The sequence below is a fragment of the Nostoc sp. MG11 genome (genome assembly GCF_014904695.1).
In the GTDB taxonomy this organism is placed as follows: Bacteria; Cyanobacteriota; Cyanobacteriia; order Cyanobacteriales; family Nostocaceae; genus Komarekiella.
In genome coordinates this window covers 73,048-98,829 of the sequence record NZ_JACXXN010000023.1, presented here as the reverse complement: position 1 = coordinate 98,829, position 25,782 = coordinate 73,048, and the positions used below count along the sequence as shown (strand labels likewise).

Below are 25,782 nucleotides of genomic sequence, written 5' to 3'. Positions count from 1 at the left end.
CCCACAGTGGTCAATATCTTGTACTCTTATTTGTGATCCTGATGGTGTCATTCACCAAAAATACCATTGATCTCCTCTCTTACCTGCGGAATGTGGGTATTAAGAGTACAAATTTGAGATAAAGTGTAATCTTTCCTAAGTGAAGAATCCGTGAAAGTACTACCTCTTTACCTTTGCTTAACCTAAACTCTTAACTTACTTAACCTATAACCGATAGCTTGCGGATGTACCTGTAGATGTTGGTTCATCCTATCCTGCGTGATGACTTCCAACATTTTAATCATTCATTGAGATCATGACCATCCAAAAGCTTATCGGCTTTATAGCTCCATCCGCTCTTTTATTGGGAGTACTGGCGGCTCCAGCAGAGGCAATGCTGCTCAAACCTATCGGCACTTATGGCACGGGTCTTTTCGATGCTGGGGGTGCTGAAATCCCGACTTATGACCCAATTACTCAACGGCTGTTTGTCGTCAATGGAGAAAACAAGACTATTGATGTAATAGGCATTAGCGATCCGACTCAGCCATCGTTGCTATTTAACATTGATATCACACCCTTCGGTAATGGAGCTAACAGCGTCGCTTTTAAAAATGGCCTGCTTGCAGCAGCAGTTGAAGCAGTTGACCCTTTAGATTTGGGCAAGGCTGTATTTTTTAACGCTAATGGTGATTTAGTTAACTCCGTTAATGTTGGAGTCCTGCCTGATATGCTGACCTTTACACCAGATGGCACTCGTGTACTGGTAGCAAATGAGGGTCAGCCAGGTGATGATTATACTGTTGATCCCGAAGGTTCAGTTAGCATCATCAATTTAGCGGACTTTAGTGTAATCAATGCTGGTTTTAACCAGTTCAACAGCCAGATTGATCAGTTACGGGATAACGGAGTACGGATTTTTGGCCCTAATGCCACCGTGGCAAAAGATATAGAGCCAGAATACATCACCGTTTCTCAAGATTCTACTAAGGCTTGGGTGGCGTTGCAGGAAAACAATGCGATCGCAACACTTGATTTAATTAATAATATGTTTACCGACATTATCCCTTTGGGCTTTAAGGATCATAGCCTGCCAGGAAATGAAATTGATACTAGCGATCGCGATGACGCTATTAATATTACCAACAGACCCATTCTAGGTATGTACCAACCAGATGGTATTACCTCTTACACCGTCAATGGTAAGACTTACATTGTCACAGCCAATGAAGGGGATGCTCGCGATTATGACGGTTTTAGCGAAGAGTTACGATTAGGTAATGCTCGCTATCAACTCAACCCCGATGTGTTCGCCAATGCCGATGAGCTAAAACGCCCTGAGAATCTGGGTCGCTTAACAGTAACCAATACTTTAGGCGACTTGAATGGTGATGGTCTATTTGAGCAAATCTATGCATTTGGAGCTCGCTCCTTCACAATTTGGGAGTGGGATGAGGCTACCAGCACACTCAAGCCAGTCTACGACAGTGGCGACGACTTTGAGCAGATTACTGCCCAGCGCTTACCCGATTTCTTCAACTCTAATAACAATGAAAACAGTTTCGATACCCGCAGCGATGATAAGGGGCCGGAACCAGAGGATGTAAAGATTGCCAAAATTGGCGATCGCTTTTATGCTTTCATCGGACTGGAGCGCATTGGTGGCGTGATGGCATACGATATTACTGATCCGCAAAACCCTGTCTTTATAGACTACGTAAACAACCGTGACTTCACGGCTGAACCAACTTTGCTAGATGGGACAACTAACCCAGCAATCAAAGATTTAGGCCCGGAAGGTCTACTTTTAATCTCCGCCGCAGATAGCCCCAATGGTCAGCCGTTACTGGTTACAGCTAATGAGGTGAGTGGAACAACAACGCTCTTTTCAATTAACGTTCCTGATGATGTCAAATCTGTTCCCGAACCTGGAGCTATTCTAGGCTTAGTAGCAGTTGCTTCAATGGGGTTACTGAAATTTAAGCGAACACGATAGAAAAACTCACTAAAACAGTGCTAAGCAATGAGTACTGAGGGAAAATTTTCTGCTCAGGACTCAGCACTGAGAACCAAATCTTTCAAGTTTGACAAGTTTAGAATGTATGGTGTCACTCAAAAGAGACTCATGACGCTAACCCTTAACTTATCACCAGAATTAGAACAGTATCTTGCACAAAAAGCTAGAGAGCAAGGGCTTTCGGTTGAGGCATATACGTTGCAGATTATTACAAATCACATTCTTCTGAAAGAGAAACAATCCAAGCTAGTTAATTTGCTTCAGTCTTGGATTGATGAGGATGATGCTAAGGAGCAGCAAGAAACAGGAGAGTATTTAATTCATGCCTTAGATGAAGATCGATTGTCTGATCGTAAGTTATTTCCTCTTGAGTTAAAGGGTGTAACTTGGTGAGTCAGGTGATACTGTTGGATGCAGGGCCGATTGGTTTAGTCACAAATCTAAAACTTTCTTCTGAAAGTGTTGCGTGTGCTCAATGGGTTCAAACACTCATTGCATTAGGTAGTCGAGTTATCATTCCAGAAATCGCTGATTATGAAGTTCGCCGAGAGTTATTGCGAGCAAACAAAGTCAGAGGTGTTGCTCGCTTAAATGAATTAGCTCAGTTGCTAGAATATCTGCCCATTACAACGGCTGCAATGCGTCAAGCTGCACTATGCTGGGCGCAAGCTCGTCAACAAGGCCAACCAACCGCGAGTGATAAGACGATTGACGGTGACATGATTTTAGTAGCCCAAGCTGTAACTCTTGCTGTTCCAGAGATTGTGATTGCAACAACAAATATTGGTCATTTATCTAGGTTTGTTCCAGCAGAATTATGGCAGAATATCACGACAAGTTGAGTATGGGCTAAGACTGCACTCCTATCCTGCTTAAGATTTCGGCTGTTTCTGAGAGACTTTCTCTCAGTAGTAATCCCCTAGAACAGCTAGTTTTACTAATCTGATACACTATCTTAAATTTGAAATTATCAAAGCCGATAGCCCAGGGCTGACAACTAAGTATGAGTAAAGCCTTATTTTGTATCGAAAATCTGCGAGTTGCCTATCCTCAGCGGAGTGGAGAAGAACCAAGCTGGGCAGTTGATGATGTATCTTTCACTCTCCAACCAGGCGAAAGAATGGGACTAGTGGGAGAGTCTGGTTGTGGTAAGTCTACCATAGGACGGGCAGTCATGCGCCTACTACCAAACTCTAGTCGCGTTGAGGGACAGGTAATATTTCAGGGACAATCGGTATTTAATTTAACGCCACCTCAGTTACGAAAATTTCGGGGGGAAGCTGTGGCGCTGATTTTTCAAGATCCGATGACGCGTCTTGATCCTTTGATGACTATTGGTAAGCATTGCATCGAAACACTCCAGGCGCACTCACCAGAATTATCGACACGAGAAGCCAAAGAAAAAGCACTTGCGACACTAGAAAAAGTGAAGATTCCTGCTAGTCGCTGGAATCAGTATCCTCATGAGTTTAGCGGTGGAATGCGACAAAGAGTAGCGATCGCCCTTGCTCTCCTGCTTAACCCCAAGTTAATTGTTGCCGATGAACCGACAACTAGTCTAGATGTCACCGTCTCCGCGCAGATATTGCAAGAATTAACTCGACTGTGCGCTCAAGAAAATATGGGATTGCTGCTGATTTCCCACGATTTAGCAATGGTGGCGGAGTATTGCGATCGCATTGGCGTGATGTATAACGGTAAAATGGTTGAAATGGGTGCGACGGCATCTGTATTTAGGCAACCTCAACACGAATACACGCGATCGCTCTTAAAAGCAGCTTTGCATATTCAAGCAGTGGATAATCATGGAGAGTTGGTAATTGCCAATGAGGGAGAAAAGCTATTACCAATTATTAATGAGCAATCTCCAATTTTACACATTACAGAACTCAAGCAATATTATACCATAGAACCTAACTTTATCGAACGCCTATTTAAGGCACAAGGGCAGACAATTAAAGCAGTGGATGATATTAACTTGGATCTTTATCCAGGGGAAATTCTCGGTTTAGTTGGGGAGTCAGGTTGTGGTAAGAGTACGCTGTCACGAACAATCTTGCAGCTAATTCGTCCCACTAGTGGTAAAGTTGAGTTTTTGGGACAAGATTTAACTACTTTGTCGCGCCAAGCAATTCGTTCCTCACGGCGACAAATACAAATGATTTTTCAAGACCCCCACGCTTGTCTTAATCCAGCAATGACAGTGGGAGAAAGTATCGCCGATCCTTTATTTATCCACAACCTTGCTGATGCTGCTCAAGCAAAAGCACAAGTTTTATCAATGCTTCAGAAAGTGGGATTAACACCACCAGAAGTGTATTATCAACGTTATCCAGCTGATTTATCTGGTGGACAGCAGCAACGAGTAGCGATCGCTCGCGCTTTGATTACTCATCCCAAACTGCTGATTTGTGATGAACCTGTGAGTATGTTAGACGCTAGCGTGCAGTCGCAAGTATTGGATTTAATGTTGGAATTAAAGGAAGAATTTGAGTTAACGTATTTGTTTATCACACATGACCTTTGGTTAGCGAGATTTTTGTGCGATCGGATTGCCGTCATGAATAGTGGCAAAATTGTAGAACTAGGCCCTACAAAACAGATTTTTGCTAATCCTCAACACCCCTATACCAAAACCTTACTAGCAGCCGCTCCCTTACTTGCACGCGCCTAACAAAGTTAGTGCTGATTAATAAGTTTTGAGTTCTGAGTTTTTTTCCAACAGCAAATCAGATTATGTTTGCTTTCTTTCTCATAGCTAGTTGTCAAAGTATAAACTTTTTTAGGACTTACGCACTGAAGCCTGAAACCTAGATCCCCCCTAGCCCACGCCAGTCGCTCCACTTGGGGAGACCCCATCGCATGATTGCGTCTCCCCTTGGGAGAAGACCGCGCTGGCTCCCCTTAAAAAGGCTACGGTGTACACACATCTGTGTACAAAACCAAAATCGTTGTATATCCTCCTAAATCCCCCTTCAAAAGGGGGACTTTGAGAGGTTTTTGCCCCCCTTTTGAAGGGGGGTTGGGGGGATCAAAAGCCTGTGGGGCAACTCTAAAAGACTTGTGTGTACACCGTAGCTTTTTAAGGGGGGAACGTCTAAAGCCCCCTTTCTAAGGGGGTTGGGGGATCTGAGTGCGTAAGTCCTGTTTTTATTTGGCTAGCTATTGATAGACCTTTATTGCTAAGTAGCTAGGCGTAAATAAATTAAAGTTTGTAGTCAGGACTTTAGTCCTGACAATCCTTGTTTTGAGCGATTCATCGCTCACTACGAACTAGGATTTTTATTTAATTATACTTACTTACTCAGGACTCATAACTTAGTATCATCCCCTCCCTCAATTAATTTAGTTTCCCCACTTGAACCATACAGTTCAACGAATCTTTTAAACAGCAACATAGTTTCGTGATTTGAAGCCCTATTTAAGTTGAATGAGCGCTCTATATTTCTATCGGCTAAAGCACGTAAATACGGCAAATCTTCAAATAGTGTCAAACAAGAAGCAAAATGCAAAATTATTTGCAGCAAAGGTTTTGGCCACTCTAAATCGCTGTAAATATCTATAAAGAATTGATGTTCTGTGTCATTTAAAGGGAAAGCATGAAATATGACAACTATTCTTTTGTTATCGTAGACAGGAATATTTAATTCAACAGTATAGGGAGTATGTAAAATTAAATCTACTTCAATAATTGGTTGCCGCCAAATTCGCAGAGCATTGACAGGAGAATCCAAAAGTGTTTTAAATTTGATTATTCCACCGATATTTGTTGGTTGGAAATAGCTAATACTTAAGATTTTTAAATTATTTAAACTAAATCCGTGAACTTTCTCCAAATGCTTTAAATTCAGGAGATGGTATATTTGGCACATATAAGGAAAAGGTAGAATATACTCCTGACTAATCATGTGTCGGTTTTTTAACTTCAGCTTGTCAACTTGAGTCCGATATAAATATTCTTGATATTGACTGGGTTCTAAATCGTTGCTATTAAAGCTCTCTCCAGGTTTAAGATATAGCCAACTCAGAAAAAAGAAAGAAGCTGTAAATAGCTGAAAAATTTCTATAGGAGATAAATAACCATCTGCAAATGCAGCTATACTCCTATCAGTTATTCCAAAAAGCCAAGATGGTATACCAAATAGCCAAACACCATTTTTCAGTTTATCTATAATCAGAGCAAGTTCAACTTCTATTGATAGAGTTTTATCTTGATTTGTGCTATGTTCCGAATTACTTTTAACTAGATTAGACATATTAATCATTTTTAGAACTTAACTTATAGCACAGTATGGTATTTGTAACTAATTTAATTTTAAGTAGAGAGAAGAAAACCAACCTCTACCTTTAGCTGTATATATAAGTTGCCTTTATTGTTGTTTAACTGCAAACTAAATTCTGATAAGTCGGATTAAAAAACAATATAGTTCAGTTCGTAATGTTGACTACTCTACTTACCTTTTTATGTGTTCGATACCGCGCGTAGCTGGCTTTTCGGTAAGGCTAGGGGACGCTATGCGAACGGAGATTCCTCTAACTATGATTCTTAAAAAGGGCATAGTTTCTCTTTGTGGAGATCAAGCCTTAACTAACCTGCCTTGGGTTTATGCACATGACTATAATGGTGACAATTTTTGGAAGTCTTACTATTAAAGAGTTTGAAGTTTTAACCTCTAATATCAACTTTAAAAAGAACAATTGTGCAAAAATACTACTACGAGAGGATTTCACTAATTAAACTTCTTACTGTCTGACAAAAGAGGTATATATTCAGATAAAAAATTCTCTTGTTTTGCTCTACTGCATTCCAAATTAACTGTGCTAAATTTTCCGGCTGACTCGTCAGTAGCGTTGCTAGTTGAGCTTTTTTTTCATCATATCCCTGAAACTTTGCTCGTTCAGTCTAGTAAGCTACAATCTGTATCTCTGGGTGAAAACCAGGCAAGTATCGTTTACCTAGTGGTCTGGCAACCCCAAGTTGCTGGGTAGAGGTTGGGGAAAGGGTAAGGGGCAAAAAGGAAGGGTGAATGCAAACATTTCCCCTTTAACAAAACTGTATTGCCTTTGGTTCTATAGGCAAGCCGAGAAGCAAGTACAGGCGTATTCAGGTTAAGTATGGACTACAGAGTATTGCTGTGGTGCTGTAGCTGCTTTGTGCTAGTGCGGTGATATTAGCGATCGCTCATCTTTTCCAAGCAAGCCATTTAAAGCAATCTTTCCCTTACGAGAAATTAAAGTATGTTTTCCTGAAAGACTAAGATCGATACCGGATAGCTTTCAGTAAAAATAATGAAAGAAATAACGCGTCGTAAATTTATCGCAACTGCCACCCTGGCCACAGGTTTCGCCCTTGCAGTACAACCTATTTCTGCTCAAGTCATCACCACCGATGATCAGGGATTGGTAGCTGGTGCGGTCAAAATTCCTGTTAAAGATGGTGAAATTCCTGCTTACAGAGCAATGCCTGCAAAGGGTAGAGATTTCCCGATTGTCTTAGTAATCCAAGAAATCTTTGGCGTACATGAACATATTCAGGATATCTGCCGTCGTTTTGCCAAGTTGGGATACGTGGCGATCGCTCCAGAATTGTTTGTACGTCAGGGCGATGTTTTAAAGTTAAGCAGCATTGATGAAATTCGCCAAGTGGTAGCTAAAGTGCCGGACGCCCAAGTATTATCCGATATCGATTCTACAGTCAACTGGGGCGTGAAGTCAGCCAAAGGGAATGCTGATAAATTGGGGATTACGGGCTTCTGCTGGGGTGGTCGCATTACCTGGCTGTACGCAGCATACAATCCCAAGGTCAAGGCAGGCGTGGCGTGGTATGGGCGATTAGTGGGTGATCAGACTGAGCTGACGCCCAAGCATCCCGTCGATATTGCATCTACGCTGAAAGTCCCTGTTCTAGGACTGTACGGCGGTAAAGATACGGGCATTCCTTTGGATACAGTACAGCAAATGCGCGATCGCCTTGCGTCTCGGAACGAGAATCGCCTAAAGCCCAGCACTAGCAAGTCCGAAATTATTGTCTATCCCGATGCACCCCACGCTTTTTTTGCCGATTATCGCCCTTCCTACCGCGAAACAGAAGCTAAGGATGGTTGGCAACGGCTCCAAGCATGGTTTAAGCAGTATGGCGTTTTATAAAAAACCACACCTTTAAACAATTCGCAATGGGCTACGCCTCGCTGCAATCACGCAATTACGTTTAGGTAAGGGGATTTATACCCCCACACACTCATCAGCTTTGGCGTTGGGGATGAGGTTTTAAACCCCTTTTAGTAGGATAAGGGAAACGTTTCCTACGGCGGGAAGCCGACTGTAGGAAACTTTTCAAGGCAGATTTGGGATTTTGGTGATTTTGCTGTATCCTAGTATATCCTGCGTAATTTTACTCAAAAGGAGACTTCAGAAAAGCTTTTTACGGAGCTCACCAAGGATGCATAAAAAATGATATTGATTTCTTTGAAAATCAGTATTTCAGATGCTATTTTTTTAATGTCCAATTTTTAGAACTTCAAACAAATAATATGAAACTGATCAAAAAATCTGAAAAGCTCCTCCTCGATAAGATAAAGATAATGGAGGAAACCGAAGAACAAAATCTTCAAGCTGATATTGTCAATACCCAAGAGCCAACGCTTGAAGAAAAACCAGAACTGTATTTAGAGAATAGAACAACTAACTATATTCCATTGATTGATAATCCTGTTGTTCAATCTGTTGGAAATTCAGGATGGCAGGTTTCTGACATTTGGAAGGATGTCAGATTGGATAATTTCTAGTAATGCACAGATTTTTTTGAGTAATGTATATTTTTATTGATAAAGTTTTTCAGAGCCTCTCATGCTCTAAGGAGCGTTAAACCTTCTCCTTAACTGGGGTTGCGATGCCGCGCCTAACTAGACTGGCTTCGAGTTCTCTGATGAATTTAAAGTCTTTCTCCAATAAGGGCTGATTTGCTTTTGCAGAAAGGTCTTCACTTACGGAGGGTTGCTTTTCGAGGAAAGTGAATGCTTGTCGGAATTGACGCGGACTCGCCTTGATTAATGAGTCAAAATGACAGGGAATAATCTGGTGAAAATCCCACTTAGCAACCTTATCAGCCCAATTGAGTACTTGTCTCGGTGCTTGCGGAAGAATGAGGATTTGCAGAATCGGTGCTACAAATGGACGTCCCTCTCCTCGGAGAGCATCAAACGACTGCTTCCAGTTGTCTTGCCATCGAAATGGGAATAACCCAAAGTATGCTTTTAGCGATCGCTGTGGTGCTTTGAATGCATCGCTGAACATTTGCCCCAGTTTATTGATCTCCAACGCACTGGGACGAAAGTAAATTGCAAACAGTGAAATACGTTGCCATCCTTTGCGACGGTTTGCTTCGCTGTCCTCAATCATCTCCAAGGCATTGTCTCTGGCGTGAAACAATAAAGGGTAAGGGTCTAATTGGATGATCTCAGGTGGATCTTCTGGTACAGACAATACAGAATCAGTTACTAATAGAGTGTGCGATCGCTTATGCAAAAGAGCAACTTCTGTAAAAGCCCCTCGTCCCAAGTTGATATCCAGCACTTCATAGTCGAACTCATCAATAAAGGGAGCAAGGCTTTTATTCTCTGGAAGCACCTGAGTACGTTTTTGGGGAAAGCCAAGCCAATGCAGTGGTAAGTTTAGCGGAAAACTCCACTGATGCGGAGCAACAAAAACTTGCGCTTGTGGAAAGCGTCTGGCAAAGGGGCCAACGAAGACTTTGTGTTCCAAACCAGAACTGGTAGGCAGAATAATATACTTAACTTCACCGTGTTTTGCCACCAACTCATTAACCAAGCGTACACACTCGGTTGTTGGAGCAATCGGTGCATAGACAAGAAGACCACCTGTTTTTAGCTTGACTATGGTCATCCGAATCGGCACGATTGTGTAGATAATGCCATGAAGCTGATCGAATGTCCAGATAGTGTCTTTAACTATTTCCTTACATAGTGTCCGACGCCTGCCGTAGGGGTAAAGTGGTAGAGCAGGCCAGAACTTCCATGACCAATCTTTTGGATTATTACTCGAATGCATTTATTGCCCCGACTTACGTCCCTGAGCGTTCATATCTTAGATTATTGCTCTTAATTGTTTTGCAAGAACATCTAGAGTTCATTGCGTTTTGCAAAATTTTGGGTAAGGGTTAAAGGGGAATGGGAAAAGAAATTCTATGCATTTAACCTTTTCCCGACTTCTGCAAGAAGTCTATTTTTCATTGCTATTATCCCAGTACTTGAGGAGTGCTTGCTCTGCTCCTAACTGATGAGCAATCCAAACCAAGATGTTAACCAATAGCTTTTGTACTATGAGCGGCGGGCCAACGAGGATTGTGTCTGCTTTCTTTAGCAATAGCGCAAAGTAGAGCAGATTAGTTGGCATACCCTCATGATTGACTTTACCATCAATTGCTAGACCAAACATTCCTCTAATAAACTGCTCAAATTGTCCCGCAGGTTGGTTTTCGCTCGTAAACGCTACCCAATCATTAGAGGCATTGCGAAAACTGTGGTGCATGAGCGCTGGAACATGTAAACTTTCTCCCGCCTGTAATGTCCGTTGATTTCCCTTGTGACCAACTTCCATTTCTAAGCAACCCTTGAGCACGGTAAATGTTTCACTCATGTTGGTGTGGTAGTGCAACGGACTACCTTTAGCTCCAGGTGGTAAATCAAAACGAATCTTTGTATACCTTCCACCATCATGACTTGATTGCAGAATGGTCATGCGATCGCCTGTAACCGGATTTACAATTAATTCTGGTTGCTGGGCAGCAATTACGGTTGGAGTGGTAGAGTGAATCTGTGAATTTGTTAATTCCATTGCAAAAAACTCCTTTTGTTGACAACTTAAATGCATCTGAACTTTGGTCATCGTTTGATGCAGTTTGACTACACTTCAAAGGTAAACTTTGTGCAAAATCCTGAGTTGACATGCCCTGCCAAAAAATTGACCCAAAGCGCCTTTCTAGAATCCTGACCAAATCATGAAAGAAGCCACCTTCTCTGTCTACATCACGCGAGGCATTGTTCAATATGCAGCAAGGTATGGAGTCGATTCTGATAGTCTATGTGCTGCTGTTGGGATTGAACCTGCTTTGCTGAAGATGCCCGATCAGCAGGTTACAGGAACGCTTCATAGCGCGGTGTGGTGGGAAGCGCTCAAGCGAACAGGCGATGAAAATCTGGGGTTACATCTGGGTGAAGCTTTCAATTTGGCGACTTTCGGTATTGTTGGTTATGTGCTGGTCAATTGCCAAACATTCGAGCAAGTACTAGAAAAACTCTCTCGGTATACCCATCTGTTTAGTCAAGGAGCTTACATTCACTTCTCTGTGTCCGAGGGGCTAGTATTTTGCGACTGTGACATTGTAGACCACTTAAAAAACTACCTGCTCAAAGAACCCCGGCAGGCGATTGAAAGCACTTTTGTATCATTGTTAACGGCAACTCAGATGTTGACAGGAAAACCGCTTTGTCCACTAGCTGTCTGGTTTCAACACCCGCGTCCTGCTGCTATCTCTGAACATGAACGCATTTTTCAGACAAACGTGTACTTTTCAATGCCGAAAAATCGAATTATCTTTGATGCCAATTGCTTGAATTGGTCGGTACTCTCGGCAAATTCTAATTTACTCTCAGTTTTTGAGCAACATGCAGAAGCAATGCTTGATGCGATGAATCGAGAGGACGATTACACCAAGAAAGTTGTAGAGGCGATCGCCCAAAAACTCAAAGGCGAACTTCCCTCTATAGAAGCGATCGCCCGCAGTTTAGCAATCAGCGTCCGCCAGTTGCAGCGAGAGTTACAAGCTGAGGGCACTTCCTATCAGCAACTACTAGATGAAACTCGCAAACAGCTATCCCTGCGACATTTAAAAAATCCGAATACTCCAATTCACGATGTCGCATTTCTGCTAGGATTCTCTGAACCTAGTGCTTTTCACCGTGCCTTTAAACGATGGACAGGACAAACACCACGAGCTTACCGACTAACTGTTAGTTAAGAATCGCTATTTTGCGCTTTTAAAGTTGTGCCTATAATTTTCAAAGCAAAACGCGATCATTCGCCATAAAAAAGAGTGGGAGGAAGCATATCACTTAGCTTTCAAACTCCCACTCTACCATTTGCCGCTGGAGTGAACAGGATTGTGTACAGATGTTGCCCGTTATTTAGGGGGCTAACGCGTACTTCAAAAACAACACCCATACACAGTTAATCTTCCTGTTGCAGCAAATGTCAAACTTAATTATTAATATTTATTTGCTGAGATAAATAGTTTGCAAATTCTTGTTATGGATACCTTTCCTCTTTTTGTAAATAACTTGGTAGATAATGTTTAGCGAGAAAAATTTGGTTACGCGGTAGACCCTGATAACAACACCTTGAAGTCGTTTATCTTCTACAATTTAACCAGGTTAATCAAAAGCTGGTTGCCATTTTGGCAGGTTTTTAAATTTCCTCATCAGCAATATCTCCCAACGTTTACGAATTCGAGCGATCGCTGCTTCTCTTGTTGACTTATTTGCTCCCCTAACTTCTACCAGCAAGTAGCTAATTAACCTCAGCCGTGCCTTATTTGAGAGGAGTTTTGTTTGATTCATCAGTTCTTGTAGCTGTTTTTAATTCATTTAGTTCTCCTTAATAGCACTGCAAAATTTGAGCAGCAGTCAACTTTAGATCAGCAAATACCAGTGAAGCGATCGCACTGTCCCCCACATACACCTGCTCCTCATACAAACCCTCCACCCATTCCAACACCGTTGCTTTTTGGGCGATGGGATCAACAATCCAATACTCAGTAATACCCCGCGCTGCATACTCCGATCGCTTATAGCGATAATCAAGATTGCTCTGATTGGGACTTACCACCTCAACCACCAATAACGGTGGTGGCATCTCTGGCATCACTGTAGATCGTTTAGCTCCCTCCATTGCAGTCGCTAACTCCTGAGAAAACACCACCAAATCAGGAATACGCACCCGTGAGCCAGTAGTCACAATTTCCGTTTTCATCGACAGCCGATCAGCAGGAATACCCAATTGCACAAAGCAGACGAGGATAAACATGGCAATTCTTCGATTTATCTCACTCTCGGCCATCATCAGGATTAATTCTCCATCTTCAAACTCATACATTGCATCTGTACCATCGTCATAATTAAAGAACTCCTGAAGAGTCATAATCCGAGAAGAAGATTGATCTAATGTGATTGCCATAATCGCCTTACCTTCATGTCAAAACATCATTAGCTTTATTGTTGCAATATCTTTTCTAAGTCCTTCATTCCCTGCTGAATCTTTGCCTCTAGTTTTGCCAAATCAGCAAAGATATCTTTCGCGGTGTTCTACCTCTTCATGCACAACTTTATTGTAATTATTAATACTTTGAAAATGTACTTAAAAAGTCATATTTAATCTAGGTTTTGAGGTTTCCATCTGTAGTCTTATTTTGGCTAATTGGTATAAACTAAGTGTATTGAAACATAAAGCATGGAGAAAAAAGAAGCTGAAATCAGAAGGGAATATCTTCTTGTCCCTAATCCCCAGCCAACAAGTAAGGGCACAGTATAACCGTGCCCTTGTTTGCAAAAAGTATTAATTTGACGGACTTTTATCTTACAGCGCTATTAATACTTGTGTAAAATTGCAGACAATGAACTCTCTTTGCGAAGATCCATTAAATCTGCCAAAGATTCTGTGCGTGTATCTAGGCGGTGCTTATGCTCTGGCGGGAGAACCGTTACCAGGTGTTTTGTTTTAGGTGGTATCGGCATAACAGGCGTCAGTTGTTGCTGTGGCACAAACACTGGTGGATTTTTGGGAAGACGTGGTTCCAGTCTTGGGTAGCGAGTTTGTGCTGAGTTTGCCTCATAGCGGTTAATATGTCTTTGAACTTTTTGCGGTTGCTTTGGACGATTGAGCATCCGAAAAATTATCAAGCAACCACTACCACAACTGAGGGCGATCGCAACCACCATCCATAAAGGTGTAAGATTGCTATTCTCAGAGGGCGTGTTGAGTGGTTTTTCAACTACAGCTGGGATTTGTTCTGGTTCTTCTTGTGCCATACGTCCAACATGACCTAGGCTGTATAAGGCAAAGGCACCGCCTCCTAGAAACATGGCTAACAACCCAGTTAACAATAGCCAAGGATGATGTGCAACCAGATATATTACAACGTTGGAGCTTTCTAATGGTCTAGATTTACTGTTTGTCAGCTCTGGAGTGTCCCCTATTAGTTGGGTTAGCTCGTACTGTACACTCTGACTATTTTCCATGATTACTTTCAGATTTGTACCCCTCTAGTCCCTGATTGTAATAGAGGAGCCAAGCATCAGGTATCCGTAACAAAATTGCGGATTTAAGTAGCTTTTTTGTAACACAAAGGCTACTAAATTCGACTAATTTTTTCTAAAAATCTGTATTTTTTATTACTTTTCGCTGTCTTGAAAAGTTTTGCGCCGGGAAACCCGGACGCGCAAACTTTTCGCTGTAATTCTCTAAAAATCAATTTGCTCAGGCTTCTGGCTAGCCAATAGAATGTCTTTCGAGAGCAAGTTGAATCAACTGATCAACTAATTCTGGAAAAGATATGCCACTATGGGCCCAGAGTTGCGGATACATACTCGTCGCTGTGAAACCCGGTAAAGTATTGATTTCATTAATCAATATTTCTCCTGTGGCTTCCACGTAGAAAAAGTCTACCCTTGCTAACCCAGCAGCGTCAACAGCGGCAAAGGCTTGCAAAGCCATGTCTTGCATTTGACGAACGATCGCATCTGGCAACGGTGCGGGTATCAGTAAATCTGCCTTGCCTTCAGTATATTTAGTTTCGTAATCATAGAAATCACTTTCGTAAGTAATTTCACCTATAATAGAAGCTTTTGGTTGATCGTTTCCTAAAACTGCACACTCAACTTCTCTGGCCACAACACCAGCTTCCACAATTAACCGTCGGTCATAACCAGCAGCTTGATCTAATGCTGCTTCTAATTCTTGCCTTGATCGCACTTTGGCAATACCTACAGATGAACCCAAATTAGCAGGTTTGACAAAACAGGGATAGCCTAATGCCGCTTCAATTTCATCACAAAGTTTAGGAAACACGCAAGGATTAGACCAAACTTGTGCTCTAGTTAATGCCTTGTATTTAACTTGTGGTAGTCCCGCTTGCTCAAACGCCATTTTCATGGCAATCTTATCCATCCCCATTGCCGAACCTAATACCCCAGAACCAACAAAAGGGATTTGCATCAAGGTGAGTAACCCTTGAATTGTGCCGTCTTCACCGTTGGGCCCGTGGAGAACAGGAAACCAAACATCTACTTCAGAGACTTGGGAAGGAAATTGCCACTGGCTAAGAGCTGTCAGATGTCCCTCAGAGGTTGATTCTTGAGATTCCAGTAGCGGCATACCAGTTCCTAGAACCTTTTGAGGTGCTTCCCCTGCAAGCCAATGTCCATCTTTTTGGATATAAAAAGGCAGTATTTCATACTTGCCAGCATTTTGCTCTGCACTCAAGGCTTTAGCGATCGCCCGTGCTGAGCTTATGGAAACTTCATGCTCTCCCGAACGACCACCAAATAGTAACCCCACGCGCAGTTTAGTCATCTTTAGTACCTCTACATTCCTCAAGCAGATAGCGTATCATACTAATTCGTAATTAATACACACTCAGAAAAGCTCTCATAGCAAGCTTTTCATCATCTAATACTTGCGTAGTGAACTACTATTGCTAGGCTAAAAGCGCTGGGAACCATTAAGTTGAAGACTAAATTTACGCTGTTCTGCCATTTGTTCAATATTCACAACTACAGCTTGTAACTCTTTTGCCTTCTCCTCTGGCAAACCTTTATTGGTAAATATTCCCCCTGCGAATTCAGCTCCGGTTCGAGTTCGATCAGCTGGATAAAGCTCTGCGTATAAATGCGCTTCGGGATGTATTTTACCGTCAGTTGGTGCTTGAAACCAAGTCATCGAGTAGGAAAATGGGCGTTCCAGCAAACCATCATACTTGAGGGTAACAGTTTTCAAAGCTTTAGCAAGTCCCCAGCGTTGTTGTGCAGTCAGTTCAAACAAGCTACTTACTGGCTCAACTGGCGCAATCCAGACTTCATAAGGGTAACGAGCGCACACTGGCACAAAGGCGATCGCATACTCATCTTGATAAATAATCCGCTTTTTTTGTGCAATCTCTTTTTGAATTAAATCTGTCAGCAAACCCCGGTGATGTTTATAGTAAAATCGTCTCTGCATTTCCAACATCCGTGCAGGAATAGGCGGTATAAAGGGATATGCATATATTTCACCATGCGGTTGGTGCAAAGTAATACTTACTTCTGCATCCCTATTGTCAAACGGTAGCACGTACTGAATTTGCTGATTTGCTCCCAGTACTAAGGTGCGATCGCCCCAGACTTCCAACAGCAAAGCCAGGTGATCCAGTTCCAGGGAACTCAGGGATGCTTGCGGATTTTGTGTAAAAACTACAGTCTCACACACCCCATTTGCAGGTAGCGTTTCCACTATGCACTCAGGTGAATCGGATACAGATGGCGTCATTACAGGAAAGCGGTTATCGAACACAGCCACGTCATATCTACCTGGAGGGAGTTCGGTAGGTAATTGGCAGCCGTTGAACGATGCCAGCAGGTTACATTCTGGGGGCGACAAAAAAGTCTGTTCTTGATGATAACTTGCATAAGCTACCCATTCACCACGCAACGGATGCCAGCGCAGATGAGAGTTTGTTTGGACTAGTTGGTTGCTGGGACTAGTGGTTATGATAGCCTCGGCGATCGGGAATCGGCTGTATAGGGTTAGTTGACGACCGTCCGGCTTTAAAAGCTGGTGGGAGTACATAATCCTTCTTCTCAAAGAGTTACAGGTCGGATCGCCTCAACTTTTTCTTGAGGCCTGCGAACTGCGTACAACAACCAGTTAGCTTGTTGAAAGATAACCGTGAACTACGCGTAGCAAAATTTGCTGGGTATCTCAATTTTCTTAACACTGTGCTGTCGGATAGGCTATTGAATTTCTAGCTCTAAGATCCTCCAGTAGTGGTGGCTACCCACACGTTGCAAGAATGGTATTTATCCTGGCTCGCGACATTATGACACACTTAACTTTAATTTGACATGAGTTTGGCTGCTCAATCCTAATTTTTTGAGGCTGAGCTTAAAGAATTTGCACAGGCTACGATAGGCAAATTCCCTGTTAATTGGGTAATTTAATGCTATAGGGGGTGTTACCCCTCATTAGCCTACAGTATCATAATCTTTGTGGCTTTAGTTGTCAAAAATATTATGAAAATATTTAGTTACTTGCTCTATAAAACCTATAATTAACACGATATTAACATCATATTGCACGGTAGCCTCAGAGATACAGTTATAAAAATATTTCATAAATTAATTGAGCAAGAAAACAAACCTGTACCTCACTGAGGTAAGAACCGCTATATCCATGAGCTAACAATTACGAATTATCGTCACCCCTCTGTGTAGGCAAAGAGGGGTTAGGGCTGAGTTTCTGCTTAAACCACCGATGCGATCGCCTTGAAGTCAAAAATTTTCTTAATGATATCTTCTACCACTTTATCTGGTGTAGATGCGCCAGAAGTAATTCCCACAATAATTTCTCCGATAGGCAACCAATTTTCTGTGATTACCAACTGCCCATTTAATTGCCGATGTTCAATAGAATGTCCTGATTTAATTCGCTCAACACTATCAATATGATAGGAGGGAATTCCTCGGTCAAAAGCAATCTGTTGCAATTGAGTAGTATTCGATGAATTAAAACCACCAATTACTATCATCAAATCGAGATTTTGTTCCACCAACTCCAACATTGCGTCTTGGCGTTCTTGGGTGGCGTCACAGATAGTGTTAAAGCTTTGGAAATGCTGATTTAATTCAGTGGGTCCATACTTCTGCAACATAGTATGCTCAAACAACTTACCAATTTGCTCAGTCTCGCCTTTGAGCATTGTGGTTTGGTTAGCAATACCAACCCGTTCTAAATCTTGGTCTGGGTCAAATCCTGGGGAACAAGCTTTAGCGAATTTAGCCAAAAATTCGTCACGTTTTCCACCATTGAGAATATATTTAACAACATATTCTGCTTCCTGCAAATTCAGCACAATTAAATATTTGCCAGCAAAGGAACTAGTAGCGACAGTTTCTTCATGCTTATATTTGCCGTGAATAATTGAGGTGTAATCAACTTTTTTGTGTTTCTCTACCGTATTCCAAACTTTAGATACCCAAGGACAAGTTGTATCAACAATTTTGCAGCCTTTATTGTGAAGTATCTGCATCTCTTGGACGCTAGCTCCAAAAGCAGGTAATATAACCACGTCACCAGTGGCGACAACAGAAAAATCTTTTTGATTTGCTTCAACGGGGATGAATTGTACTTCCATCTCTTGCATCCGCTGATTCACAGAAGGGTTGTGAATAATCTCATTAGTAATCCAGATGCGTTCTGTGGGGAAGTGCTGACGAGTCTCATAGGCCATTGCTACAGCGCGTTCTACACCCCAGCAAAAGCCGAAGGATTGAGCTAGTCGGATTGTGACATTACCGCGTTGTAGGATGTAGTTGCGATCGCGAATTTCCTGAATCAAGTCACTTTGATACTCAGATTGCAACTGGGTAGCAACTTCTGCTTGATGACCAAACCCCTTGCGATTGTAGTTTTCTGAATGTTGCAGCGATCGCTTAAAAGCTTTTGTATCCATTAGATTTGTCAACTTAATTAAATCACCATCTCCTATTTTCTCGCGCCAAGACGCGATTTATACAGAGTTGTGTTCAAACATATTATTTATTCTTGGCAGAGTGGGTGAGGGAGTGGAAGAGTGGAGGAGTGTGAAAAGAGAATAATTAATGACCCTTGAACGCCAGTCGCCTCAAGTCGGGAAACCCGCCCATGGCGCTGGCTCCCCTTGGCCCCTCTTCTGCTTTTGTTAAGGCTGTAATTCCATGTTGCTATAAATCTGCAATGCGGAACGCCAAACTATATAGCCTTCAGGACTGAGGTGTAAGCCATCAGTAGTAAATTCGCGGCGGAGATTACCTTGCTTGCTGGTAAACAGGGGATACAAGTCAAGATATTTGACACCTTCGTTAGCAGCCACACTTCGTAATTGCTGATTCAACTGGCGAATGCGACTATTGTCAACAGCTAGCAGTTTCTCTCGTCCTTCCCAGGTTGTTTTTTCTCCCCCATGTGGCAAAATTGACTGGACAACAATTTGTACTGCTGGATGTACCTTTCGCAGGTAACTCATAATTTGCCGCTGATTATCTAAAATTACCTCATCGCTCATCCCCCGAATTAGATCATTAATGCCAACCATCACAAAAATCACCTCTGGCTGGGTGCGGTCAAATAAATCCAATCTTTTCAATAGTCCATTGCTGGTTTCGCCAGAAATTCCCTGATTTAGCCAATTTTTGTCTTCAGGTAATAACTCAGCAGGAAACCACAGACTCAGAGAATCTCCCGCCAGTATAGTTAAATGCGGAGGACGTTTCTTAGCGACTACCTCAGCCTCTTTCTTGAGGATGTCTACCCACTGCTGGTAATTGAGTTTTAGACGGGAACCCAAAACAGGTGTAACAGATTGGGTTTCACTGTTCAGGTTGACTTGAGCTAAGGAAGTTGTAGTCCCAAAAAAAGCAGTCAATCTCTGCTGTTGCCAAATTAGCAGGACTACGGCCAGCATCAATATGCCGTTGGTTAACAGCGAGAAAAATGCCCAGACAGGAAAGGTTTTTGCAGAAGTAGACACGACTAGCGAAATTTACCAATTGTTTGAATCAGATTTTAACTGATTCGCCGTCAGTACTCCGCTTATTGGTAAGTAGTTTGCAAAAAAAGAGACAGGAGTCAAGAGTCATTTTCTATGTTCGCATCAATTAGCACAGAGAGAGCACTTTGAGCAAACGTTGCTCCATTGGGTGATTGTTCGATAGTTGCCATTAAGCTGGCTCCTCCAATTAGAAGAAGATATTGCTGCGAAAAGGATTCAGGATTTTTAATGCCAGCCTCATCTGCCAAACCCATAATAATTTGTCGAATCGACTCACGTAAATCAACTGAAACCTGATGCGCCTTATGAGAGGCATCGGCAATTTCCAAAACAGCATTGATGAACGGACAACCCCGAAAATTGGGACTTGAGTACCACTCACGCAACACATCAAACGTGGCTAATAAACGTTCTTTGGGTGTATTACCTCGCTCTGACACCGCAGTTTCAAACCAGCGTAACCACTGAAGGGCGCGATATTTCATCACTTCCTCAATTAACAAGTCTTTGGATGTAAACCAACGATAAAGTGTTCGTTTGGCAACACCCGATGCTGCAATGACTTCATTAATACCTACATGCTGAATCCCCTTCTGGTAAAACAGTTCAGAAGCCGTTTCTAAAATTTGTTGCCGAGCGTGACTCGATTCAGAAGTCATAGTTAGATTAGTAGACAAAGTTGTCTCTTTTGAAATACAATAGCACCAACTTTTGGTAGACAAGCTTGTCTCCCTGCTCATACATTTCGAGGTGACAACCGATGGAATTTACCATTCACACCATTGATAGCGCCCCTGAAGACTCCAAAGCAACGTTAGTTCAAGTGGAACAAACGTTTGGGTTTATTCCAAATTTAGAAGGAATTTTCGCTCAAGCGCCTGCATTGCTCAAAGGTTCGATAGCGCTATGGGATTTGTTTGCTACAACAAGTTTCAGTCCAATTCAACAGCAAATTATTTACTTGACGGCAAATTATGAACATGAGTGTCACTATTGCATGGCAGCTCACTCCGGCTTGGCAAAGATGATTGGCATGTCTGCTGAAGATATTCAAGCTCTACGTAATGGAACGCCAATGAAAGATCCAAAATTGCAAGCATTGCGTCATTTCACGCAACGAATGATTCAAGCACGGGGTTGGATTGAAGATAGTGAAATTGAGGAGTTTTTAGCAATTGGTTATGGTAAACACCAAGTATTGGAAGTGATTCTTGGCCTAGCAATTAAAGTAATGCACAACTACACAAATCACATTGCTAAAACGCCTCTCGACAAACCATTTCAGCCATACATTTGGTCAAAGCCTGTAGTTACAGTGTAGAGAGTATTTGACCGAACTATGGTTTAGCATTCAAAATATTTTTCTGTTTAGCTCTTTACACTTTTTATTTTATCTAACTTTGTGAAATTTATCATTAGTCCTATGAAATGCAAAGTATATTTAAACTTTGCATCTCATAGGTATTTTTTTAGATACAACACTTTATCTACAAACAGTTCACCTGATTCAGCATTTCGGAAGCAAAAATGCGAAACACTATTGTAGAGATTCTTCCACAGTTACAGATGAAAAGCATCGGCTCCTGAGAGTATTGCTATCCCTCAAATAAAGATGTAAAAAGCTACATCAATTTATAGGATGCCCCAAAAATGGAGGAAGCCTTGACCAGAGAAAACCTCAAGTAGAACAGCAGATAAAAAACCAATCATTGCAAAACGACCGTTCCAATTTTCGCTTTGAGGAGTGAATCCCCAACGCAATGCATTAGGATCTTCTGAAACCAAAGGCGTGGTCTTTTTCGTGCCTGTCATAATTAACACTCCAAGCTTTTTTGTTTTAACAGTTTCATCTGTATGTAAACTAATGTAACAGAGTTTGAAGAAATTGCAATATAAACTTTAGGCTTACGTAAATAAACCTGGTTTCTAGCATCTGCTGCGTAAGTTCTGGCTTTTTTAGAAACTGTCAGGACTTACGCAAAAATTGCCTAAAAGCTTAATTTATCGTTCGCGTAGCGTGCCGGAGGCATACCACTAAGACGCCAACGCGTAGCGTCTGTCTGCGACACGCTGCGCGAACGTAGAGAAGAATGCGCCGAGTGTGCGTAAGTCCTAACTATGTGCCAGTTGCGTCAGCCATGTGTAGTTAACAACCTGACAGCGTAAGCCACAACATAAATCCACCCAATAGTGTTAATGCTTACTAGCTTATAATCGCTGCTGTCTTCGCTATGCCTGTGGGCGATGGCTTCGATTAAGAAGATTTTTTACCATCTGTGACAATCTGCGAGAGAAGGTTTGCTGTGAAATCTAGTAACTGATCTAGCAATAAGCCAATGATACCGATGTAAAGTATCATCTCAATGATGTAATCAGTGTTACCAGCTTTATAAGCATCCCAGGCAAGAAAGCCAAGTCCTCTAGTTCCTGTGAGCATTTCTATAGCAATAACTGTAAACCATGCTACCCAAATGCCAACTTTCAAAGCATGAAATATATGAAAGATCGCCACTCGAAAGTTATTGCCCTGTCTGCGAAAATGCTGTATACCTATTGCCGTATTAATAATTACTGTCCAGAGTGTCCCAATAAAAATTACGCTCACGGCTGCCGGTTCTAGGTCTTTAAATGCTATGAGTGCAATGGGTAACAAGGCTATAGGAGGGATACTATGTGGTATTTGAAATAACCGCCTAAATATCTGATAAACTGGGTCATTTATACCTATTAAATATCCAGTAAAACTACCCAAAACGGCGGCTGGGATGTAGCCTATAAATAATCTTTGTAGGCTAGCTAAAAAGTCTAAAAATATATTATTCTCCATGCCTCAGTTCTCATTTATATTATCTGGGGAATACTGCGGCAGTGACACACCATAGCAAATCGAAAAGTGATTTTAATTACACTTTCTATGTTTCTACTACAAGATTACCTGTGCCATCTCCTCCTAGGAGGTTCCTCAAAAAGCTTAGGTATTTTTACGTTGAGAAAGGAGTAACCTGAAGAAGGTTTAACAATACGGTTAACTAAAATTTATCAGATAAATAAACCATGATTAGGAAATTAAATAAAGTTTCAATAATTTACTTAGTTGGTACTTTGAGTAAATGTGAATATGCAAAAGTTTTACTAATAAAAACTAGCAAAATCTGTTCTGAACAATACAGATAATAATTGTGAAGTGTTGACGCGATCGCCTAAAATTTGAAGCTTTTAGATAAAAACCCCAAAATTTAAGCTTTGAACTGGGAATATTGAGTTTTCCACTCAAACATCCAAGTCCAAAGCTCTAAATTTAAACTTCTTTTATATGGCTAACCATATTTGCGGCTGGGCTTTCCAAGACTTATAGGTAAACCTATACTTCATGTCAACAATTGTAGATATTTAGCCCTACCCTAGAATTCTTGTCTTTCTATTTCCCCGTCTCCAGTTGCTCCCGTTGCTTACCATACTCCCGCAGTTGCTTCAATAGGTCTTCTTGGGATGATTTGGAAGTGGACGGACTGGGAAGTTGAGAGTTTGTACCAGCACTCTGAAAAGTAGCAGATGAGGAATTGGTTGTATAGACGCGTAAGGACTTATCATCAGACATTGCCTGTTGGGTTGGTGCTGGACTCATAATCACAGCATTTGTGTCAAAAGTAGCTGTTACCGAGTCCAAAATATCAGCAATTTGCCGTTGCTGCTGCGTTAGCGCCTGTTGGGTTGGTGCTGGATTCTTAATTACAGCATTTGGTTGATTCACAGCAGCTTTTATCGAGTCTAGGGTAGTAGCAACCTGCGCTTGTTGCTGCATTTGCTGGGTAGAAGACACCAAGCCACTTAAACCATTCACCAATTGTCGGAGATTTTGCCGGAAAGCAGGATCGCCCGTCAACTCATCCAAATCAGATGTAATTTTTTGGGTATTTTCAAATGTTACTCGTGCTGAATCTAAGGTTTGTTGCAGTAGTACTACGTTATTTGGATCGTTTAGGGTTTTAGTAGCATCGCGTAAATTAGCTGACGCTTGCGCTGCATTTGTCGAGAGGGTTTCTAAGTTTTGTAGTAATTGTCCTTGAGTCAATCGACTTACAGTAGGTGATAAAGTACTAACTGTAACGCGCAGTTGGTTGCTGGTTTCGGTGATGTTGTTCAAAGCGCCAACCAACGAAGAACGATTTGTTGTTACTAGATTATCTAGGTTACTAAGCAAACGATTCGCTTGATTTGCAGTTGCACTAAATTGACTTGCAGTTACGCCAAATTGATCTACTGTTTTAGCAGTGGATGTGCTGAGTTTATTTGACGCCTGTTGCACAGAATTGGCAGTAGCAGAAAACGTGCTTAGTTGCTGTCTTAAGCTTTTGGTTAAAGCTTGCAAATCCTCACTTAGTTCCGCAAAATTAGACGCCGCGCCTGTAGTGCTTTCCAGAACCCTATTGACGTTGTTATAAAATTTGGGATTAGTGTATGTAGTGGCTAAGTCAGTTGAACTGCGAATTAAGTCATCAACGCTGATGCCAATCTGACCTTTTAAGCGAGAACCATTACAGACAATGAGGCTGGAATCGCAATTTCTTTCTAGTGGCTTAGCCAGGACAACCCCAGTCGGTAGCGTTGCTTTTGGTGTAATGTCGATAATGCTTTCGCTAATCAGTCCGCTTTGATTAGCTTCTACCGATGCATTAAGCGGGATGATTAAGTCAGGTTGGGCAATTTCAATTTCTACTTCGACGGCATTTGGTTTTGGTTGAACTCTAGAAATATTGCCTACTTTGACGCCACGATAGCGAACTGGCGCTCCCCTTTGCATCCCGCCAGCATTGGCAAATTCTACAATAGCTTTGTACGAACTCTGAGCAGCAGTGAATCTATTCAACCACAAAAATATTAATCCAAATACCCCCAGTCCTAGCAGGAGTAACAACCCTACAGAACCTTCTCTAAATGTTCGCATAGACGCGAAGCGGCTTGTCATTAGACCTCGCATTTTTTTCTCCACCCAAAAATTAGTTTTGAGTCCTGAGTATTTAAGTGGTGAGTGAAAATAACTATACTCAGGACTCAGCACTCAGTACTCATCAATCAAAACTGATTAGCCGACTACCTGAATAGGTCCATGCACACTTCCACTGATAAATTGTCTAATCAATGGATGCTCTGTGCTATCTATTTCACTCACTGTACCCTGCCACTGCACTTTACCTTCATAGAGAAACACAAGTCTGTCAGATGTACGACGTATAGTACTATCTTGATGCGTAACAACGGCATAAGTACCACAGACTCCTTGTGTGCTTTGCAAATAACGGATTAAATCTTCAATTACTGTTGAAGCAATTGGATCAAGTCCGGCTGTTGGTTCATCGTATAGTAAAACTTCTGGAGTTTCTGAGGGGTTATCGGGGTTAGACATAATCGCACGGGCAAAACTTACCCGTTTTCGCATACCCCCAGAGAGTTCGGCTGGGTAAAGATTTGTGATTCCCGGCAAACCTACCATCTCCAATTTTTCTTTTACCAGTTCTCGAATGCGCGATCGCGGTAATTTTGAGTTTTGGTAAAGTAAAAATCCGACATTTTCCTCTACCGTTAATGAATCAAATAATGCCGCCTGCTGAAACACCATACCAATACCAACCGGGTCGCCACCATCCTCAATCAAACCGTCTCGCTGTACCCCTTGCACATAAATTTCTCCTTCATCAGGAGCCAGTAACCCCGCGATTATCCGTAAAACCGTGGATTTACCAGTCCCGGAAGGGCCAATAATCCCCAGTGCTTCTCCCCGGTAAATTGTCAAATCTACGTTATCTAAAACTTTATGGCTACCAAAGGACTTAGAAACACCTTTTAGTTCAATCAATGGTTCAGTCATTGGTTATAACTCAGTGGTCAGTGGTCAGTGGTCAGGAGTTAGGAAATAGGAGATAAGAGTCAGTGG

The 25,782-nt window shown here is 41.9% G+C and carries 24 protein-coding genes; 9 read left to right on the top strand and 15 right to left on the bottom strand.

The window, feature by feature from the left end:
* Positions 1-295: 295 nt before the first annotated feature.
* The 4 genes from HCR01_RS25105 (at position 296) to HCR01_RS25090 (ending at position 4,670) form a co-directional block, all read left to right on the top strand.
* Positions 296-1,975 (top strand): choice-of-anchor I family protein, encoded by a 1,680-nt coding sequence (locus HCR01_RS25105; protein WP_193198795.1) that lies wholly within the window; start codon positions 296-298, stop codon positions 1,973-1,975.
* 27 nt (positions 1,976-2,002) lie between these two features.
* Positions 2,003-2,389 carry a hypothetical protein gene (locus tag HCR01_RS25100; RefSeq protein WP_226889608.1) on the top strand — a complete coding sequence of 129 codons (387 nt, stop codon included), beginning with the start codon at positions 2,003-2,005 and terminating at the stop codon, positions 2,387-2,389.
* Positions 2,386-2,838 carry a nuclease gene (locus tag HCR01_RS25095; protein ID WP_193198794.1) on the top strand — a complete coding sequence of 151 codons (453 nt, stop codon included), beginning with the start codon at positions 2,386-2,388 and terminating at the stop codon, positions 2,836-2,838. The genes HCR01_RS25100 and HCR01_RS25095 overlap by 4 nt, the downstream gene beginning before the upstream one ends.
* A 161-nt stretch (positions 2,839-2,999) precedes the next feature.
* On the top strand, positions 3,000-4,670 hold the full coding sequence (locus HCR01_RS25090) for a dipeptide ABC transporter ATP-binding protein (RefSeq protein WP_193198793.1): 1,671 nt from the start codon (positions 3,000-3,002) through the stop codon (positions 4,668-4,670).
* 637 nt (positions 4,671-5,307) lie between these two features.
* Here HCR01_RS25090 and HCR01_RS25085 read toward each other — a convergent pair.
* A complete protein-coding gene (locus HCR01_RS25085) occupies positions 5,308-6,252 on the bottom strand; it encodes a hypothetical protein (RefSeq protein ID WP_193198792.1) in 945 nt (314 codons plus the stop codon).
* 562 nt (positions 6,253-6,814) lie between these two features.
* Here HCR01_RS25085 and HCR01_RS25080 point away from each other — a divergent pair.
* From HCR01_RS25080 to HCR01_RS25070, 3 genes are all read left to right on the top strand, one after another.
* A complete protein-coding gene (locus HCR01_RS25080) occupies positions 6,815-6,985 on the top strand; it encodes a hypothetical protein (protein ID WP_193198791.1) in 171 nt (56 codons plus the stop codon).
* 300 nt (positions 6,986-7,285) lie between these two features.
* Positions 7,286-8,143: a dienelactone hydrolase family protein gene (locus tag HCR01_RS25075; RefSeq protein WP_193198790.1), complete on the top strand. Its 858-nt coding sequence runs from the start codon at positions 7,286-7,288 to the stop codon at positions 8,141-8,143.
* Positions 8,144-8,526: 383 nt separating this feature from the next.
* Complete coding sequence (locus HCR01_RS25070) at positions 8,527-8,781, top strand: hypothetical protein (RefSeq protein WP_193198789.1); 255 nt, start codon at positions 8,527-8,529, stop codon at positions 8,779-8,781.
* 76 nt (positions 8,782-8,857) lie between these two features.
* On the opposite strand, the gene HCR01_RS25065 is transcribed toward HCR01_RS25070, so the two are convergent.
* Positions 8,858-10,063, bottom strand: a complete 1,206-nt coding sequence (locus tag HCR01_RS25065; protein ID WP_193198788.1) for a DUF4336 domain-containing protein — start codon at positions 10,061-10,063, stop codon at positions 8,858-8,860.
* 171 nt (positions 10,064-10,234) lie between these two features.
* A complete protein-coding gene (locus HCR01_RS25060; RefSeq protein ID WP_226889607.1) occupies positions 10,235-10,849 on the bottom strand; it encodes a cupin domain-containing protein in 615 nt (204 codons plus the stop codon).
* A 163-nt stretch (positions 10,850-11,012) separates the two neighbouring features.
* Between HCR01_RS25060 and HCR01_RS25055 the strand changes: the two genes are divergently transcribed.
* Positions 11,013-12,032, top strand: a complete 1,020-nt coding sequence (locus tag HCR01_RS25055) for an AraC family transcriptional regulator (RefSeq protein ID WP_193198787.1) — start codon at positions 11,013-11,015, stop codon at positions 12,030-12,032.
* A gap of 412 nt (positions 12,033-12,444) precedes the next feature.
* Here HCR01_RS25055 and HCR01_RS25050 read toward each other — a convergent pair whose 3' ends face one another.
* The 8 genes from HCR01_RS25050 to HCR01_RS25015 all read right to left on the bottom strand — a co-directional run bounded on the left by HCR01_RS25050 (position 12,445) and on the right by HCR01_RS25015 (position 20,509).
* Positions 12,445-12,630, bottom strand: coding sequence for a hypothetical protein (locus HCR01_RS25050; protein WP_193198786.1), 186 nt, complete (start codon positions 12,628-12,630; stop codon positions 12,445-12,447).
* Positions 12,631-12,667: 37 nt separating this feature from the next.
* Positions 12,668-13,246, bottom strand: a complete 579-nt coding sequence (locus HCR01_RS25045) for a Uma2 family endonuclease (RefSeq protein ID WP_193198785.1) — start codon at positions 13,244-13,246, stop codon at positions 12,668-12,670.
* Positions 13,247-13,656: 410 nt separating this feature from the next.
* Complete coding sequence (locus HCR01_RS25040; RefSeq protein ID WP_193198784.1) at positions 13,657-14,307, bottom strand: hypothetical protein; 651 nt, start codon at positions 14,305-14,307, stop codon at positions 13,657-13,659.
* A 250-nt stretch (positions 14,308-14,557) separates the two neighbouring features.
* Positions 14,558-15,640, bottom strand: coding sequence for a D-alanine--D-alanine ligase family protein (locus HCR01_RS25035; RefSeq protein WP_193198783.1), 1,083 nt, complete (start codon positions 15,638-15,640; stop codon positions 14,558-14,560).
* A gap of 129 nt (positions 15,641-15,769) precedes the next feature.
* Positions 15,770-16,891 carry a galactose-1-phosphate uridylyltransferase gene (galT, locus tag HCR01_RS25030; protein WP_193198782.1) on the bottom strand — a complete coding sequence of 374 codons (1,122 nt, stop codon included), beginning with the start codon at positions 16,889-16,891 and terminating at the stop codon, positions 15,770-15,772.
* A gap of 673 nt (positions 16,892-17,564) precedes the next feature.
* Positions 17,565-18,773, bottom strand: coding sequence for a 4-hydroxy-3-methylbut-2-enyl diphosphate reductase (locus tag HCR01_RS25025; RefSeq protein ID WP_193198781.1), 1,209 nt, complete (start codon positions 18,771-18,773; stop codon positions 17,565-17,567).
* A gap of 228 nt (positions 18,774-19,001) precedes the next feature.
* Positions 19,002-19,829 carry an SGNH/GDSL hydrolase family protein gene (locus HCR01_RS25020; RefSeq protein WP_320073172.1) on the bottom strand — a complete coding sequence of 276 codons (828 nt, stop codon included), beginning with the start codon at positions 19,827-19,829 and terminating at the stop codon, positions 19,002-19,004.
* A gap of 98 nt (positions 19,830-19,927) precedes the next feature.
* Entirely contained in the window at positions 19,928-20,509 is a 582-nt protein-coding gene (locus HCR01_RS25015) for a TetR/AcrR family transcriptional regulator (RefSeq protein ID WP_193198780.1), read from the bottom strand.
* A gap of 101 nt (positions 20,510-20,610) precedes the next feature.
* On the opposite strand from HCR01_RS25015, the gene HCR01_RS25010 reads away from it, so the two are divergent.
* Positions 20,611-21,171: a carboxymuconolactone decarboxylase family protein gene (locus tag HCR01_RS25010; protein WP_193198779.1), complete on the top strand. Its 561-nt coding sequence runs from the start codon at positions 20,611-20,613 to the stop codon at positions 21,169-21,171.
* A 311-nt stretch (positions 21,172-21,482) separates the two neighbouring features.
* Here the strand turns inward: HCR01_RS25010 and HCR01_RS25005 are convergent, their stop codons facing one another.
* From HCR01_RS25005 to HCR01_RS24990, 4 genes are all read right to left on the bottom strand, one after another.
* The gene (locus HCR01_RS25005; RefSeq protein ID WP_162397189.1) at positions 21,483-21,662 is read right to left on the bottom strand and encodes a high light inducible protein; all 180 of its coding nucleotides are present in this window, start codon (positions 21,660-21,662) and stop codon (positions 21,483-21,485) included.
* 442 nt (positions 21,663-22,104) lie between these two features.
* Complete coding sequence (locus HCR01_RS25000) at positions 22,105-22,677, bottom strand: nitrate transporter (protein WP_193198778.1); 573 nt, start codon at positions 22,675-22,677, stop codon at positions 22,105-22,107.
* A gap of 591 nt (positions 22,678-23,268) precedes the next feature.
* The gene (locus HCR01_RS24995) at positions 23,269-24,828 is read right to left on the bottom strand and encodes an MlaD family protein (protein ID WP_193198777.1); all 1,560 of its coding nucleotides are present in this window, start codon (positions 24,826-24,828) and stop codon (positions 23,269-23,271) included.
* A 105-nt stretch (positions 24,829-24,933) separates the two neighbouring features.
* Positions 24,934-25,716, bottom strand: a complete 783-nt coding sequence (locus HCR01_RS24990) for an ABC transporter ATP-binding protein (RefSeq protein ID WP_193198776.1) — start codon at positions 25,714-25,716, stop codon at positions 24,934-24,936.
* Positions 25,717-25,782 lie beyond the last annotated feature (66 nt).